The sequence below is a fragment of the Sphingomonas sp. 320_CC genome, from assembly GCF_059691795.1.
The window spans coordinates 869,989-883,864 of the sequence record NZ_JCAWAE010000002.1 but is presented as its reverse complement, the minus strand read 5'-3'; the positions used below and the strand labels follow the sequence as shown (position 1 = coordinate 883,864).

General features: G+C 66.6%; 11 protein-coding genes. 9 read left to right on the top strand and 2 right to left on the bottom strand.

Going from position 1 to position 13,876, the window contains the following annotated elements; genetic code table 11:
- Positions 1-120 precede the first annotated feature (120 nt).
- The 6 genes from pgmG to AC59GX_RS11090 all read left to right on the top strand — a co-directional run bounded on the left by pgmG (position 121) and on the right by AC59GX_RS11090 (position 6,177).
- Positions 121-1,488, top strand: coding sequence for a phosphoglucomutase/phosphomannomutase PgmG (gene pgmG, locus AC59GX_RS11115; protein ID WP_426282969.1), 1,368 nt, complete (start codon positions 121-123; stop codon positions 1,486-1,488).
- A gap of 386 nt (positions 1,489-1,874) precedes the next feature.
- Positions 1,875-2,324, top strand: a complete 450-nt coding sequence (locus AC59GX_RS11110; protein ID WP_426282970.1) for a PH domain-containing protein — start codon at positions 1,875-1,877, stop codon at positions 2,322-2,324.
- A gap of 66 nt (positions 2,325-2,390) precedes the next feature.
- Positions 2,391-3,131, top strand: a complete 741-nt coding sequence (locus tag AC59GX_RS11105; protein ID WP_497301694.1) for an exonuclease domain-containing protein — start codon at positions 2,391-2,393, stop codon at positions 3,129-3,131.
- A 90-nt stretch (positions 3,132-3,221) separates the two neighbouring features.
- The gene (locus tag AC59GX_RS11100; RefSeq protein WP_426282972.1) at positions 3,222-4,712 is read left to right on the top strand and encodes a sensor histidine kinase; all 1,491 of its coding nucleotides are present in this window, start codon (positions 3,222-3,224) and stop codon (positions 4,710-4,712) included.
- Positions 4,709-5,149 carry a response regulator gene (locus AC59GX_RS11095; protein WP_307087643.1) on the top strand — a complete coding sequence of 147 codons (441 nt, stop codon included), beginning with the start codon at positions 4,709-4,711 and terminating at the stop codon, positions 5,147-5,149. Before AC59GX_RS11100 ends, AC59GX_RS11095 begins: the two co-directional genes overlap by 4 nt.
- A complete protein-coding gene (locus AC59GX_RS11090; protein ID WP_426282973.1) occupies positions 5,146-6,177 on the top strand; it encodes a sensor histidine kinase in 1,032 nt (343 codons plus the stop codon). The genes AC59GX_RS11095 and AC59GX_RS11090 overlap by 4 nt, the downstream gene beginning before the upstream one ends.
- Before the next feature lie 137 nt (positions 6,178-6,314).
- Here AC59GX_RS11090 and AC59GX_RS11085 read toward each other — a convergent pair whose 3' ends face one another.
- Complete coding sequence (locus AC59GX_RS11085; protein ID WP_243650215.1) at positions 6,315-6,806, bottom strand: TetR family transcriptional regulator; 492 nt, start codon at positions 6,804-6,806, stop codon at positions 6,315-6,317.
- 213 nt (positions 6,807-7,019) lie between these two features.
- On the opposite strand from AC59GX_RS11085, the gene AC59GX_RS11080 reads away from it, so the two are divergent.
- From AC59GX_RS11080 to AC59GX_RS11070, 3 genes are read left to right on the top strand one after another with little or no spacing between them, the layout of a single operon-like run.
- Complete coding sequence (locus tag AC59GX_RS11080) at positions 7,020-8,240, top strand: efflux RND transporter periplasmic adaptor subunit (protein WP_426282974.1); 1,221 nt, start codon at positions 7,020-7,022, stop codon at positions 8,238-8,240.
- A 6-nt stretch (positions 8,241-8,246) separates the two neighbouring features.
- Positions 8,247-11,456 (top strand): efflux RND transporter permease subunit, encoded by a 3,210-nt coding sequence (locus tag AC59GX_RS11075; RefSeq protein WP_426282975.1) that lies wholly within the window; start codon positions 8,247-8,249, stop codon positions 11,454-11,456.
- A 5-nt stretch (positions 11,457-11,461) separates the two neighbouring features.
- Entirely contained in the window at positions 11,462-12,988 is a 1,527-nt protein-coding gene (locus AC59GX_RS11070; RefSeq protein WP_426282977.1) for an efflux transporter outer membrane subunit, read from the top strand.
- Between the two features lie 143 nt (positions 12,989-13,131).
- On the opposite strand, the gene AC59GX_RS11065 is transcribed toward AC59GX_RS11070, so the two are convergent.
- Entirely contained in the window at positions 13,132-13,755 is a 624-nt protein-coding gene (locus tag AC59GX_RS11065) for an NADPH-dependent FMN reductase (RefSeq protein ID WP_107964203.1), read from the bottom strand.
- Positions 13,756-13,876 lie beyond the last annotated feature (121 nt).

Genomic DNA, 13,876 nt, shown 5'->3' with positions numbered 1-13,876 from the left:
CTTGTTCTCCTGCGAACGCAGGAGCCCAGGGTTACGAACGCTATCGCTCTTGGCTCTGGGCCCCCGCTTTCGCGGGGGAACCGCAGCCCTAAAAATCGAAACGAGACCAGCGAGAGGCCAATGACCCACCAGTTCGACCCGACCTCGCTCCGCGAATACGACATCCGCGGGATCGTTGGCAAAGCGCTCGGCCCCACCGACGCCGTAGCGATCGGCCGAGGCTTCGCCACCCGCATCCGCGCCGCTGGGGGAACGCGCGTCGCGGTCGGTTATGACGGCCGCAACTCCTCGCCAGACCTCGAAGCCGCGCTCGTATCCGGCCTCGTCGCGGGCGGCGTCGACGTCGTCCGCATCGGCCTCAGCACCTCGCCGATGCTGTATTACGCCGAGGCGACGCTAGAAGTGGACGGCGGCATCCAGGTAACCGGCAGCCACAATCCCCCCGAATATAACGGCTTCAAGATAGTGCACGCCCACGCGCCATTTTTCGGCGACGACATCCAGGACCTGGCCGCGCTCGCCGCCTCGGGCACGTGGAGCGAAGGCGCGGGCGAAGTGACGGAAGCTGACGTGCTCGACGCCTATGTCGGCCGGCTGATGGCGGGCTATGCGGGCGGGGCGTACCGGATCGGCTGGGACACCGGCAACGGCGCCGCCGGCCCGGTGATCGAGAAGCTCGTCCAGCTCCTGCCGGGTGAGCATCATGTGATCTTCGCCGAAGTCGACGGCAATTTTCCCAACCATCATCCCGATCCCACCGAAGAGGCGAACCTCGCCGATCTCAAGCGACTGGTCGCGGAGAAGAACCTCGATTTCGGACTGGCCTTCGACGGCGATGGCGATCGGATCGGCGCAGTCGACGGCGCGGGACGCGTGATCTGGGGCGACCAGATTCTCTCCATTCTGGTCGAACCTGTCCTGCGCGAACACCCCGGCGCGCCGATCGTCGCCGACGTGAAGTCGTCGCAGGCGTTGTTCGACCGAATCGCCGAACTGGGCGGCAAGCCGGTGATGGCCGCCACAGGCCACAGCCTGATGAAGACCGCGATGACCCGCACCGGCGCACCGATCGGCGGCGAGTTGAGCGGGCACCTGTTCTTCGCGGGCGAATATTACGGGTTCGACGACGCGCACTACGCGGCAGTGCGGCTGATCCGCGCGGTGCATCTGTCAGGGCGCTCGCTGACCGAGTTGCGCGATGCGATGCCGGCGCTGGTGGCGACGCCCGACCTGCGCTTCCCGGTCGAGGACGCGCGGAAGTTCGCGGTGGTGGACGAGGTGATCGCGCGGTTGAAATCGGAAGGCGCAGCGATGGACCTGACCGATGGGGCGAGGGTGACGACCGCGGGAGGCTGGTGGCTCCTCCGCGCCTCGAACACGCAGGCGATGCTGACCGTCCGCGCGGAGGCGAAGGACCAGGCGGCGCTCGATGCGCTGCTGGCCGAGGTAGACGCGCAACTGGCGGCAAGCGGTGTAACGCGACGCTAACCGCGAGAATTGCACCACCCCGGCGAAGGCCGGGGCCCAATTGGAAAGGTGGATATAACGACGCGCTGCCCTCCGTTAGCAACGGCTCCCAATTGGGGCCCCGCCTCCGCCGGGGTGGTGCTGGTAGAGGGAGCGCTCGCAGAATTAGACGACTACCTCGCGGCGAGCAGTGAAGTGCAACTCTCTCCCCCGTCATTCCCGCGGAGGCGGGAACCCAGACTGGCTGGCCTCCCAAGGATCACGACCGTCCTGAGAATATGGATCCCCGCCTTCGCGAAAATGACGATGAGGTGGTGATAGTGGCGTTATGTTGGACGACAGCGACACATGATTGACTCACCGCCCCCCTCGCCTACCGTCCCGCCACCATCCCAAGGAGTCCCCCAGTGGAGCGCCCAGTCGATGAATTCCGCTCCAGCACGCGCCGCTGGCTGCTCGGCAGCTTTGCCGGATGGGGCACCCTCCTCACCTGTCTCGCCGGCATCGGCTTCGTCATCATCGGCGTCCGGTGGCTGAAAAACCGCAGCGCGAGCTACGAGATCACCGACCAGCGCCTCATCATCAAGCGCGGCATCCTGTTCAAGACCATCGACGAGATCGAGCTCTACCGGATCAAGGACGTCCGCCTCGGCTACTCCCTGCTCAACCAGATGACCGACATCGGCACGATCATCCTCACCTCCAGCGACCGCACGACCAGCGGCGGCGAGTTCACGCTCCGCGATATCCCGATGGCACGCGACCGTCGCGAAGGTCTCCGGAAACTGGTCGACCGCGCCCGCCAGCGCCGCGGCGTTCGCGAACTCGACGTCGAGGACTCATACGCGCTGGATTAAGCGCGCTTTTGTCCCCACATGGCGGGCATGGCGCCCCCCTATCCCAAGCCCAAACCCCAACCGCAGATGATCCGGGTCGTTGACCTGGAGACGACCGGCTCGGCCCCGCCCGCGCACGGCGTCTGCGAGATCGGCTGGCAGGACGTCGCACTCAGCGAGGATGGCCGCTGGGAGATCTACGGCGACGGCGGCAGCCTGCTCGTCAATCCCGGCCGACTGATCCCGCCGGTGACGCAGGCGATCCACCACATCCTCGACGAGCATGTCGCCGACGCGCCGTATTGGCATGACTGCGCCCGCCAGGTGCTCGACCCGTGGCCACGCCGGCTCGCACTCGCCGCGCACCGGGCGGATTTCGAGCAGAAATTCTGCACTCCCGCGCTGACCCGCGACGCCGAGTGGATCTGCACGTGGAAGTGCGCGCTGCGGCTCTGGCCCGACTCGCCGAGCTTCTCGAACCAGGTGCTGCGCTACTGGCGCAAGCCGCACGGCATGGAGCACGAGCGCGGCCTGCCAGCACACCGCGCGTTCCCGGACGCATACGTCACCGCGTTCCACCTGCGCGACATGCTCAACGAGGCGAGCCTTGCGCAACTGCTCGAATGGTCGCGTGATCCGGGGCTCATCCCCCGTGTCCGCTACGGCCCCGATCGCGGCAAGGAATGGTCCGAGCTCGATCACGAGACGCTGATGGCGTTCATGACCGACCGCGATCCCGACATCCGCTTCACCGCCAACCACGAGATGGACCGGCGCAGCGGTGGCGGCCGCGTCGGCAAGGCGAGCGCGCAGGACCTGCTGCTCTAAATCAATATCGTTGCGCTGGCGGACCCGGCAGTATCGCTGGCGTAACGACATCCGCCAGCCTACACCGCCCGTCCTATGGTTCGCGTACGCTTGAAACTGCCCTCTTCGGAAGGGCGAGTCGCACGTTGGCTGGTCGCGTTCATGACGCTCGGCTTCATCGCGCTGGCCGCCGCCGCGATCGCAATCGGCTGGATCACCGTCCGCAACCGCACCTACACCGCCGAGATCCTCCACACGCAGGACGTCCGCCAGGCAATCGCCACGCTCCAGATCCAGATGGAGCAATCCGAGACGGCGCGGCGCGGCTATATCCTGGCCGGCAAACCGCTGTTCGCCACCGCCTATGCGCGGACTGCGGGCAACCTCGTCCCGTCGATCCGCAAGCTGCGCCATCTGACCCGCGACAATCCGCGGCAGGGTGCCCGCCTCGACCTGATCGAGCCGCGCTTCGTCCAGTTGCGCGCGCTCCGGACACAATCGATGACCTTGGTAGCCACGGGTCGAATCGCCGAGGCGCAGCGTCGGTTCGCGGTCGATGCCAGCGTCCCCTTGATGCGTGGCATCCGCTACCGCACCCAGGCGATGGCCGCCGACGAAGTCCGCCTGCTCGCGATCCGCACCGAACGACAGGAACGCACCAGCGCGCTGTTCCTCTCGGTCGCTGGGCTCGCAGCAGCGCTGCTGCTGATCGTCGCGATCCTCGCGGTCCTGCTGATCCGCCGCTACACCGCCGACCTCGCCGCCTCGCGCGACAGCCTGCGCACCCTCAACGAAACGCTCGAGGAGCAGGTCGCCGAACGCACCGCCGACCTCAGCCGCGCGAACGAGGAAATCCAGCGCTTCGCCTATATCGTCAGCCACGATCTGCGCTCGCCGCTGGTGAACGTGATGGGCTTCACCGCCGAACTCGCCGCCGCCGCGGTGCCGCTCGCCGAGCTGGTCGATCGCACCGAAGCCGAGGCACCGCACATCCTCACCGAAGACGCGCGACTGGCGGCGCGTGAGGACCTGCCCGAGGCGATCGGTTTCATCCGCACGTCGACGCAGAAGATGGACCGGCTCATCAACGCCATCCTTAAGCTCGCGCGCGAAGGCCGCCGGACGATCGCGCCCGAGCATATCGACCCCGCGCAACTGGTCGACACAATCGTCGGCGCGATGCAGCACATCGTCGACGATCGCGGCGCCGTGGTCCGCGTCGAGCGGCCGATGCCCACGATCGTCACCGATCGCCTCGCGCTCGAGCAGATCCTGTCGAACCTGATCGAGAACGCCACCAAATACCTGAAACCGGGCCGCCCCGGCGAAATCACGGTCAAGGGCCATACCGAACGCGGGCGCGTGATCCTGTCGGTGGTCGACAATGGCCGCGGCATCGATCCGCGCGATCACCAGCGCGTGTTCGACCTGTTCCGCCGCTCGGGCGCGCAGGACCAGCCGGGCGAAGGCATCGGACTCGCGCATGTCCGCGCGCTCGCCTATCGTCTGGGCGGCACGATCGACGTACAATCGACGCTCGGCGACGGCGCGACCTTCCGGCTTAACCTGCCGACCCACATGACCATCCAGGACGCAGCATGAACGATCACAAGACCGTCGGTATCGTGATGATCGAAGATGACGAGGGCCATGCCCGCCTCATCGAGAAGAACATCCGCCGCGCCGGAATCCTGAACGATATCCGCCACTTCACCGACGGCACCACCGCACTCGACTTCCTGTTCAATGCCGCCGATGGCCCCGCCAAGAGCGGCCCGGCGATGATCCTGCTCGATCTCAACCTGCCCGACATGAGCGGGACGGACATCCTCGCGCGGATCAAGGCGGAGGGCAGCCCGCTCAGGCGCACGCCGGTCGTCGTGCTCACCACCACCGACGACAAAGTCGAGATCGAGCGCTGCTACGATCTCGGCTGCAACGTCTACATCACCAAGCCGGTCAACTATGAGAGTTTCGCCCAGGCGATCCGCCAGCTCGGGCTGTTCCTGTCGGTGATCCAGGTCCCCGAAGCCGAGTGAGCGAAACGCGCGTCCTCTACATCGACGACGACGCCGGCATCCGGCGGCTGGCGGCGCGTGCCCTGGAGCGCCGCGGCTACCGGATGACCGTTGCCGAGACGGGGGCCGAGGGCGTCGTTAAGGCCGCCGCAGAACGCTTCGACCTGATCGCGGTCGACCATTACATGCCCGGCATGGACGGCCTCGAAACCCTCGAAGCACTCCGCCGCCTACCCGATCCGCCCCCAGTCGTGTACGTCACCGGCTCAGAGGAAGGCCGCATCGCGGTCGCCGCGCTGAAGGCCGGCGCTGCCGATTACGTCGTGAAGACGGTCGGCGACGACTTCTTCGACCTGCTCGCCGCCTCGTTCGAACAGGTGCGCGCGCGTTCCATGCTCGAACAGGAAAAGGCGTCCGCCGAGGCCGATCTCCGCGCCAGCAACGCGCGGCTCGAGGCGCTGCTTGGCGAGGTCAACCACCGCGTCGCCAACTCGCTGCAACTTGTCTCAGCGATGGTCCGCCTCCAGGCGACCGCGCTGACCGACCCGTCCGCGCGTGAGGCACTGGAAGATACGCAGCGCCGCATCCAGGCGATCGCGCAGGTCCACCGCCGGCTCTACACCAGCAACGACGTCGAGAGCGTCGACATGCAGGAATATCTCGGCGCACTGGTCGACGAACTCGCCGAGACCTGGTCGACCGAAGCGCTCCCCCGCGCCTTGACCCTCGCCGCCGAACCGATCCGCCTGCCCACCGACCGCGCGGTGTCGCTTGGCGTCATCGTCACCGAACTCGTCACCAACGCGTGCAAATACGCCTACCCCACCGGCGGCGGCGAAGTCCGCGTCGCGCTCCGCCGGGTCGACGACGACGTCTTCCTGCTCGCGGTCGAGGACGATGGCTGCGGCATTCCCGAAGACGCCGTCCCGCGCGGCACCGGTCTCGGCACGAAGCTGATCCGCGCAATGGCGCAGAGCCTGCAGTCGATCGTCGAATACGACCCGACCCACACGGGCGTCCGCGCCACCCTCCGCGCCGCGGTACGCTAGCCTTCTAATCCTCCCCCGCCAGGGGGAGGTGGCGCCGTAGGCGGCGGAGGGGGAGGCACACGCAACAAGGGTTTTCCCTTACCTCCCCCTCCGTCTGTCAAGTGCCAGCCACCTCCCCCTGGCGGGGGAGGATTATTTCAGAGCGCGCGGACCGCCGCCAGGATCATCCGTCCCGTCAATCGCGCCGTCTCATCCTCCGACAACCGCGGCCGCGACAGCGTACGGTGGCCAAGCCCGAACATGAACGCGAGGATCAGCTCCTCCGCGCCCTCCAGTTCGTTCTCCTGCAAATCCGGATTGGCGACGCAGGCGAGTTCGCGGATCATCCGGCGGAAATCGCGGCACAGGTCGGCGATCGTGTCGGCGACGTCCGCGTTGCGATGCGCCTCCGCCATGATCTCGAACGACAGTGCCTCGTCACCCTTGGACAAGGCACGCCGCGCCAGTTCGACGAACCCTTCCTCGATCGAGAATCGTTCCGATTTGACCGAGTCGTTCATCGTCTGCAGCTCGCCCATCTTGGCCGCCGCATCCTCCATTACGATCGCTTGGATCACAGCGTTCTTGCCGGTGAACAGGCGATAGATCTGGCCGACGGACACACCCGCCGCCACGGCCAGTTCGGACATCGGGGTTTGATGAAACCCTTGTGTCGCAAACAGATGACGGGCCGACGAGACAATACGCTCCCGACTTCCCATTTCATGCTGCACTGCACTCAAAACCATGTTCCCGACGCGTTTTTAGGTTGACCGGCCGCTCGCACAATCCTAGCGGGCAAGCAAGCGGAATGAACGTTCATTCCGGTGAACCTAATCTGCACGGACGTCGGGATGCTTAACATGCAGCAATTGAACCTCAAGGGATCGGTGGCGCTCTTCGCGCTCGCCCTGCTGTCGGCTTGCGGCAAGGAGCAGGCTCCGCCGCCTCCGCCCACACCGACCGTCGGTGTCGTCACCGTCGGCGAGGAAGCGGTCGTGCTCACCTCCGAGCTTCCCGGCCGTATCGCCGCGGTAGAAACCTCCGAAGTCCGTCCGCAGGTCAGCGGCGTGGTCCGCGATCGCCTGTTCACCGAGGGTGCGATGGTCAGCAAGGGCCAGGTCCTCTACGCGATCGAGGACGCCCCCTACCGCGCGGCGCTCGCCAGCGCGCAAGGCCAGCTTGGCGCGGCCCAGTCGCAGATCAACGCGACCCGCCTCCAGGCGCAACGCTACGGCCAGCTCGTGCAGCTGAACGCAGTGAGCAAGCAGGAAGCGGACAACGCAAACGCATCCGCACAACAGGCTCGCGCCAATGTTGCAGCGCAGCAAGCAGCGGTCCAGTCGGCGCGCGTCAATCTGGGCTTCACGCGCATCAAGGCACCGATTTCGGGCCGCATCGGTCGGTCGCTCGTGACCGTCGGCGCGCTGGTCCAGACCGGCCAGACCGATCCGCTCGCGACGATCCAGCGCACCAACACCGTCTATGTCGACGTCGTCCAGTCGGCGGCGCAGCTGCTCGATCTGAAGCAGGCGATGGCGAGCGGCGGCGTGACCCGCGGCGACGGCAGCGCGCGCGTCCAGCTGATCCTCCCGAACGGCAGCACCTATCCGATCGAGGGTCGCCTGCAATTCTCCGAAGTCACGGTCGACCAGACCACCGGTGCGGTGACGCTGCGCGCGAGCTTCCCGAACCCCAACGGCCTGTTGCTGCCGGGCATGTACGTCCGTGCGAAGCTGGTCGAGGGCACGCGCGCGCAGGCGATCATGGCACCGACCGCGGGCATCACGCGCGATCCGCGCGGCGGTGCAACCGCTCTGGTCGTCAACGCGCAGAACAAGGTCGAGCAGCGTAATGTCACTACCGACCGCGTGATCGGCGACAAGTGGATCGTCACCAGCGGCCTGAAGCCCGGCGACAAGCTGATCGTCGAGGGCCTGCTCAACCTGCGTCCCGGCGCAACCGTCAAGCCGGCCGCCCCGCAGCAGGTCGCCAAGCCGGCTGGCGGTGCGCCCGGCGCGGCACCCGGAGGCGGCGACGCGTCCGGTGCGACCAGCAACAGTTCCGCGCAGGCCGGGAAGTAACCGCCCATGTCACGCTATTTCATCGATCGACCCATCTTCGCATGGGTCATCGCCATCATCCTGATGCTGGCCGGCATCCTCGCGATCCGGTCGCTGCCGATCGCGCAGTTCCCTGAGATCGCCGCCCCCAAGGTGACGGTCGCGACGTCCTATCCCGGCGCCGACGCACAGACGCTCGAGAACACGACGACGCAGATCATCGAGCAGCAGATGAAGGGCATCGACAACCTTCGCTACTTCGCCTCGACCTCGGACGGCTCAGGCAACCTTGCGATCACGCTCACCTTCGAGCAGGGCACCGATCCCGACATCGCGCAGGTCCAGGTGCAGAACAAGCTGCAACAGGCGACGCCGCTCCTGCCGCAGGAAGTGCAGCAGGCCGGTCTCCGCGTGACCAAGGCGACCGCCAACTTCCTGCTCATCATCGCCGCCTATTCGGAAAACGGCGATCACGACCAGGTCGATCTCGGCGACATGATCGCCTCGAAGCTCCAGGATCCGCTCAGCCGCATCAAGGGCGTCGGCGACACGCAGGTGTTCGGCGCGCAATATTCGATGCGGATCTGGGTCGACCCCTTCAAGATGTCGAACCTCGGCGTCACCGTTACCGACATCACCTCCGCCCTGACCGCGCAGAACGCACAGGTCTCGGCGGGGCAAGTCGGCAGTCTGCCGGCGGTGAAGGGCCAGTCGCTCAACGCCACCGTGACCGCACAGTCGCGCCTCCAGACGCCGGAACAGTTCCGCGCAATAATCGTCCGCTCGGCGACCAGCGGCGCGACCGTGCGCCTGTCGGACGTCGCGCGCGTCGAGATGGGCTCGGAGAACTACAGCTTCCAGGCACGCTATAACGGCAAGCAGGCGGCAGGCTTCGGTGTGAAGCTGGCACCGGGTGCGAACGCGCTCGATACCGTCAAGCTCGTCAAGGCCGAGGTGAACCGGATCGCCAAGCAGTTCCCACCCGACGTCAAGGTCGCGTTCCCGATCGACAACTCGACGTTCGTCCGGCTGTCGGTCGAGCAGGTCATCCACACGCTGATCGAGGCGATCGTCCTCGTCTTCCTCGTGATGTTCCTGTTCCTCCAGAATTTCCGCGCCACGCTGATCCCGACGATCGCGGTCCCGGTCGTGCTGCTCGGCTCGCTCGCCGTGCTCCAGGTCGCGGGGTTCACGATCAACACGCTGACCTTGTTCGGCATGGTGCTGGCGATCGGCCTGCTCGTCGATGACGCGATCGTCGTCGTCGAGAACGTCGAGCGCCTGATCCAGGAAGAAGGGCTCTCCCCGAAGGAAGCCGCCAAGAAGTCGATGGACGAGATCAGCGGCGCGCTGGTCGGCATCGGCCTCGTCCTGTCGGCGGTGTTCCTGCCGATGGCGTTCTTCAGCGGCTCGACCGGCGTGATCTTCCGCCAGTTCTCGATCACCATCGTGTCGTCGATGGCGCTGTCGGTGCTGGTCGCTTTGATCCTGACGCCTGCACTCTGCGCGACCATCCTGAAGCCCGCCAAGGACGGTCATAGCGAGAAGAAGGGCTTCTTCGGCTGGTTCAACCGCACCTTCGACAAGGGTGTCGGCAAATACGGCAACGGTCTGCGCCGCGTCGAGAAGGGCTGGGTCCGCACGATGCTGGTCTATGCCGTGATCGTCGTCGCGATGGCCTTCATCTTCGTGCGCCTGCCGTCGGGCTTCCTTCCCGAGGAAGACCAGGGCGTGATGTTCGCGCAGGTCTCGATGCCATCGGGTACGCCGATGGAGGAGACCGCCCGGACGATGGACAAGGTCCGCGATCACTTCATGATCGACGAGAAGGCCAACACCGCAGGTATCTTCACGATCAGCGGCTTCGGCTTCGTCGGCCAGGGCCAGAATGTCGGCATCGCCTTCATTCAGTTGAAGCCGTGGGAAGACCGTAGCGGCGCGGAAAACGGCGTCGCCGCGGTTGCCGCGCGCGCCAACCAGGCGCTCGCGGGGATCCGTGCCGGCATGGTGATCGGCTTCGTGCCGCCTGCCGTGCAGGAACTCGGCAACGCCAACGGCTTCGACTTCATGCTGAAGGACAATGCCGGCGTCGGTCACGAGAAGCTGCTCGAGGCGCGCAACATGCTGCTCGGCATGGCCAGCCAGGACAAGCGCCTGATGCAGGTCCGTCCGAACGGCCTGGAGGATGCGCCTCAGCTGAAACTGAACGTCGACCAGGCGCAGGCCGGGGCACTCGGCCTCAGCCAGCAAGACATCAACACCACCGTCAGCACCGCGTTCGGTGGCGCGTACATCAACGACTTCATCGACCGCGGTCGCGTGAAGAAGGTGTTCGTGCAGGCCGACGCACCGTTCCGCACCTCGCCGGCCGATCTCGGCAACTTCTACGTCCGCGGCACGACCAGCAACGCGATGGCGCCGTTCTCGTCCTTCTCGACGACGAGCTGGAACTACGGCCCGTCCCGCCTCGAACGGTACAACGGCGTAGCCTCGTTCGAGATCATGGGTTCGCCGGCGCCGGGCGTCAGCAGCGGCACCGCGATCAAGGCGATGGAGGAGATGGCGGCCAAGCTGCCCCCCGGCATCGGCTATGAATGGACCGGCCTCAGCTACGAGGAAAACTTGTCTGGCGGCCAGTCGACCACGGTCTATGCGCTGTCGCTGCTGATCGTGTTCCTCTGCCTCGCGGCGTTGTACGAGAGCTGGTCGATCCCGATCGCCGTCCTGCTGGTGGTGCCGCTCGGCGTCCTCGGCGCGGTCGGTGCGGCGATGATCTTCGGGCTCAACAACGACATCTACCTCCAGGTCGGGCTGATCACGACCATCGGCGTGGCGGCGAAGAACGCGATCCTGATCGTGGAGTTCGCCGAGGAGAAGATGGGCGACGGGATGAACGCGGCCGACGCCGCGGTCGAGGCGGCCAAGCTTCGCCTTCGCCCGATCCTGATGACGTCGTTCGCGTTCATCTTCGGCGTGTTGCCGCTCGCGTTGTCGACCGGCGCCGGCGCCGGTGGCCAGAACGCGATCGGCTGGGCGGTGGTCGGCGGCATGCTGTCCGCGACCGTCCTCGCAATCTTCTTCGTGCCGCTGTTCTTCCTGCTCGTGAAGCGCGTCTTCAAGCAGGACAAGGCCGGCTCGGGGCAAGACCGCGACCAGGTGCCGGACAACGACGGCAACCGTGACGACAACCGTGACGGCGGCCATCCGCCCCACGACCAGCGGCCGCAGGAGGCCTGATCCAGATGTTCTCGACCAAGATCTCCAGCCGCACCGCGCTCACGTTCGCCGCCGGGCTCACGCTCGCCGGGTGCAACCTCGCCCCCAAATACGTCCGCCCGGAACTTCCCGTCGCGCCGAGCGGGCCGACTGGACCCGCCTATTCGGCGGGCAACGCCGCTAACGCGATCGTGCCCGCGGACACCGCATGGGAGGCGTTCTTCACGGACGACCGCCTGCGCGGCGTGATCCGCCTCGCGCTCGACAATAACCGCGACGTCCGCATCGCGGTCGCCAACGTCGCGCAGGCGCGCGCGCAATACCGCGTCCAGCGCGCGGACCTGTTCCCGACGATCGGCGCAACCGGCAGCGCGACCTACCAGAAGTCGCCGTTCGGCGCGGTCGGCGGCGGTGTCGGCGGCAGCACGGGCGGCGGCACGGGTGGCGTCGGCGGCGGCACCGGAACGGGTGGCGGCACCGGTGGTGGTACCGGCGGCGCGGGCACGGCCGTCACGGGCAGCGGGCGCGCCGACATCTATTCGGCCAATGTCGGTATCTCGGCTTGGGAAATCGATCTCTTCGGCCGCATCCGCAACCTGACGCAGGCGCAGCAGGAAGCGTATTTCGCAGCGGAGGAAAACCGCAACGCCGCCCAGGTGTCGCTCATTTCGGAGACCGCGACCGCGTGGCTGACGATGGCCGCCGACCAGGACCGGCTGAAGATCGCGCAGGATACCGAGCGCGCGTTCGGCCAGACGCTGAAGCTCACGCAGGATCGCTTCCGGATCGGCATCGCGTCCGAACTCGAAGTGCGTCAGGCGCGCACCACCTATGACCAGGCACGATCTGACATTGCCGACGCGACCACGCTGATCGCGCAGGACCAGAACGCGCTCAACCTGCTCGCCGGGACGACCGTGACGCAGGACCTGCTCCCCGCGCGGATGCCGGACAAGACGCCGACGCTGGAGAATCTGCCCGCCAACCTGTCGTCGGAGGTACTGCTCCGCCGCCCGGACGTCGCCGCCGCCGAGCATAATCTGATCGCCGCCAACGCGAACATCGGCGCGGCGCGCGCGGCGTTCTTCCCGAACATCTCGCTCACGGCAGCATTCGGCACGCTCAGCCTCGGCCTGTCGAACCTGTTCGGCAGCGGCAGCCAGCAATGGTCGGTCGCCCCGTCGATCACGCAGCCGATCTTCGATTTCGGCCGCAACAAGGGCAACCTGCAATACGCCAAGGCAACGCGCGACGCGATGCTGGCAACGTATGAGCGGAGCATCCAGACCGGCTTCCGCGAGGTTGCCGACGCGTTGGCGCGTCGTGGCACGATCAACAGCCAGTTGGAGGCTCAGACGTCGCTGCGCGACAACGCGGCGGGCGCGTACAACCTATCGCAGCTCCGCTTCCGCGCCGGTATCGACCCGTTCCTCAACACGCTCGATTCGCAGCGCGCGCTCTACACCGCGCAACAGAGCCTGCTCGCCACGCGCCTCGTCCGCGACAGCAACGCGGTCGAACTCTACCGCTCGTTAGGTGGTGGTCTGAAGTAACGCCCGCTTCCAACGACATGAACTGCCCCCCTCCCTGGAAGGGAGGGGCTGGGGGTGGGTAGTCCCACTTGTGTCGCGACGTCTGGACAGATCGAAACCGACCCACCCCGAACCCCTCCCTTTCAGGGAGGGGCGAGAAGGTTCTAGTTCGCCGGCTCGGACAACGGCGCGAACCGCGCAACCTGCCGCCCGACCAGCCGCAGCTGCTCCAGCACCGCAGGATCGCTCGCCCCGCCCTCGTCGTCGAACTTCGTCACCTGCGTATTGATCGCGGCGGCAAACGGCGTCGGCCACCCACGCAACGCATGGACGATCGACCGCAACGCGGCGATCGTGCTCCCCGTCGCCTGCCAACCATACGCCGTCGCGATCAGCCCGACCGGCATGTCCGCCAGGTAAGGCCGCTCCGGATCGCGCGCGGTTTCCTCCAGCAGGTCGAGCGCGTTCTTCACCACGCCGGAAATGCTCCCGTGATAGCCGGGGCTTGCGATGATTACCGCCGACGCCTCGCGCACCGCCGCGACGAACGCCTGCTCGTCGGGCGTCCGCGTCGTCGCTTTCGGATCGTACAGCGGCAGCCGCGCCATGTCGGCCCCGCCGAACATCTGCGTGCGATAGCCCTGCTTCTCGACCGCATCGAGCGCGATGCGGAGCGCACGCTCGGTCGACGAGACGCCGCCGATCGTGCCGCCTATGCCGACGACCAGCGGCAGAACGGCGGGAAGAGTGTCGGAAGCGGCCACGGTTTTATCCTGTTCGAACGTCATGCGATGCTCTTTCCCGTTTCGTCGCGCGATGACAACAGCGCTTCGGTCGGTTCGCGTCACACAGACGTCGTGCCGCTGTCGCTAAGCCCCTGTACACGTTAAGCATGCGCAGGAACGGACG

Coding starts and splice junctions, on each gene's coding strand:
- AC59GX_RS11105 (WP_497301694.1), top strand. CDS start 2,391: ATGATCCGGGTCGTTGACCTGGAGACGACCGGCTCGGCCCCGCCCGCG.
- AC59GX_RS11080 (WP_426282974.1), top strand. CDS start 7,020: ATGCAGCAATTGAACCTCAAGGGATCGGTGGCGCTCTTCGCGCTCGCC.
- pgmG (WP_426282969.1), top strand. CDS start 121: ATGACCCACCAGTTCGACCCGACCTCGCTCCGCGAATACGACATCCGC.
- AC59GX_RS11085 (WP_243650215.1), bottom strand. CDS start 6,806: ATGTCCGAACTGGCCGTGGCGGCGGGTGTGTCCGTCGGCCAGATCTAT.
- AC59GX_RS11075 (WP_426282975.1), top strand. CDS start 8,247: ATGTCACGCTATTTCATCGATCGACCCATCTTCGCATGGGTCATCGCC.
- AC59GX_RS11070 (WP_426282977.1), top strand. CDS start 11,462: ATGTTCTCGACCAAGATCTCCAGCCGCACCGCGCTCACGTTCGCCGCC.
- AC59GX_RS11095 (WP_307087643.1), top strand. CDS start 4,709: ATGAACGATCACAAGACCGTCGGTATCGTGATGATCGAAGATGACGAG.
- AC59GX_RS11065 (WP_107964203.1), bottom strand. CDS start 13,755: ATGACGTTCGAACAGGATAAAACCGTGGCCGCTTCCGACACTCTTCCC.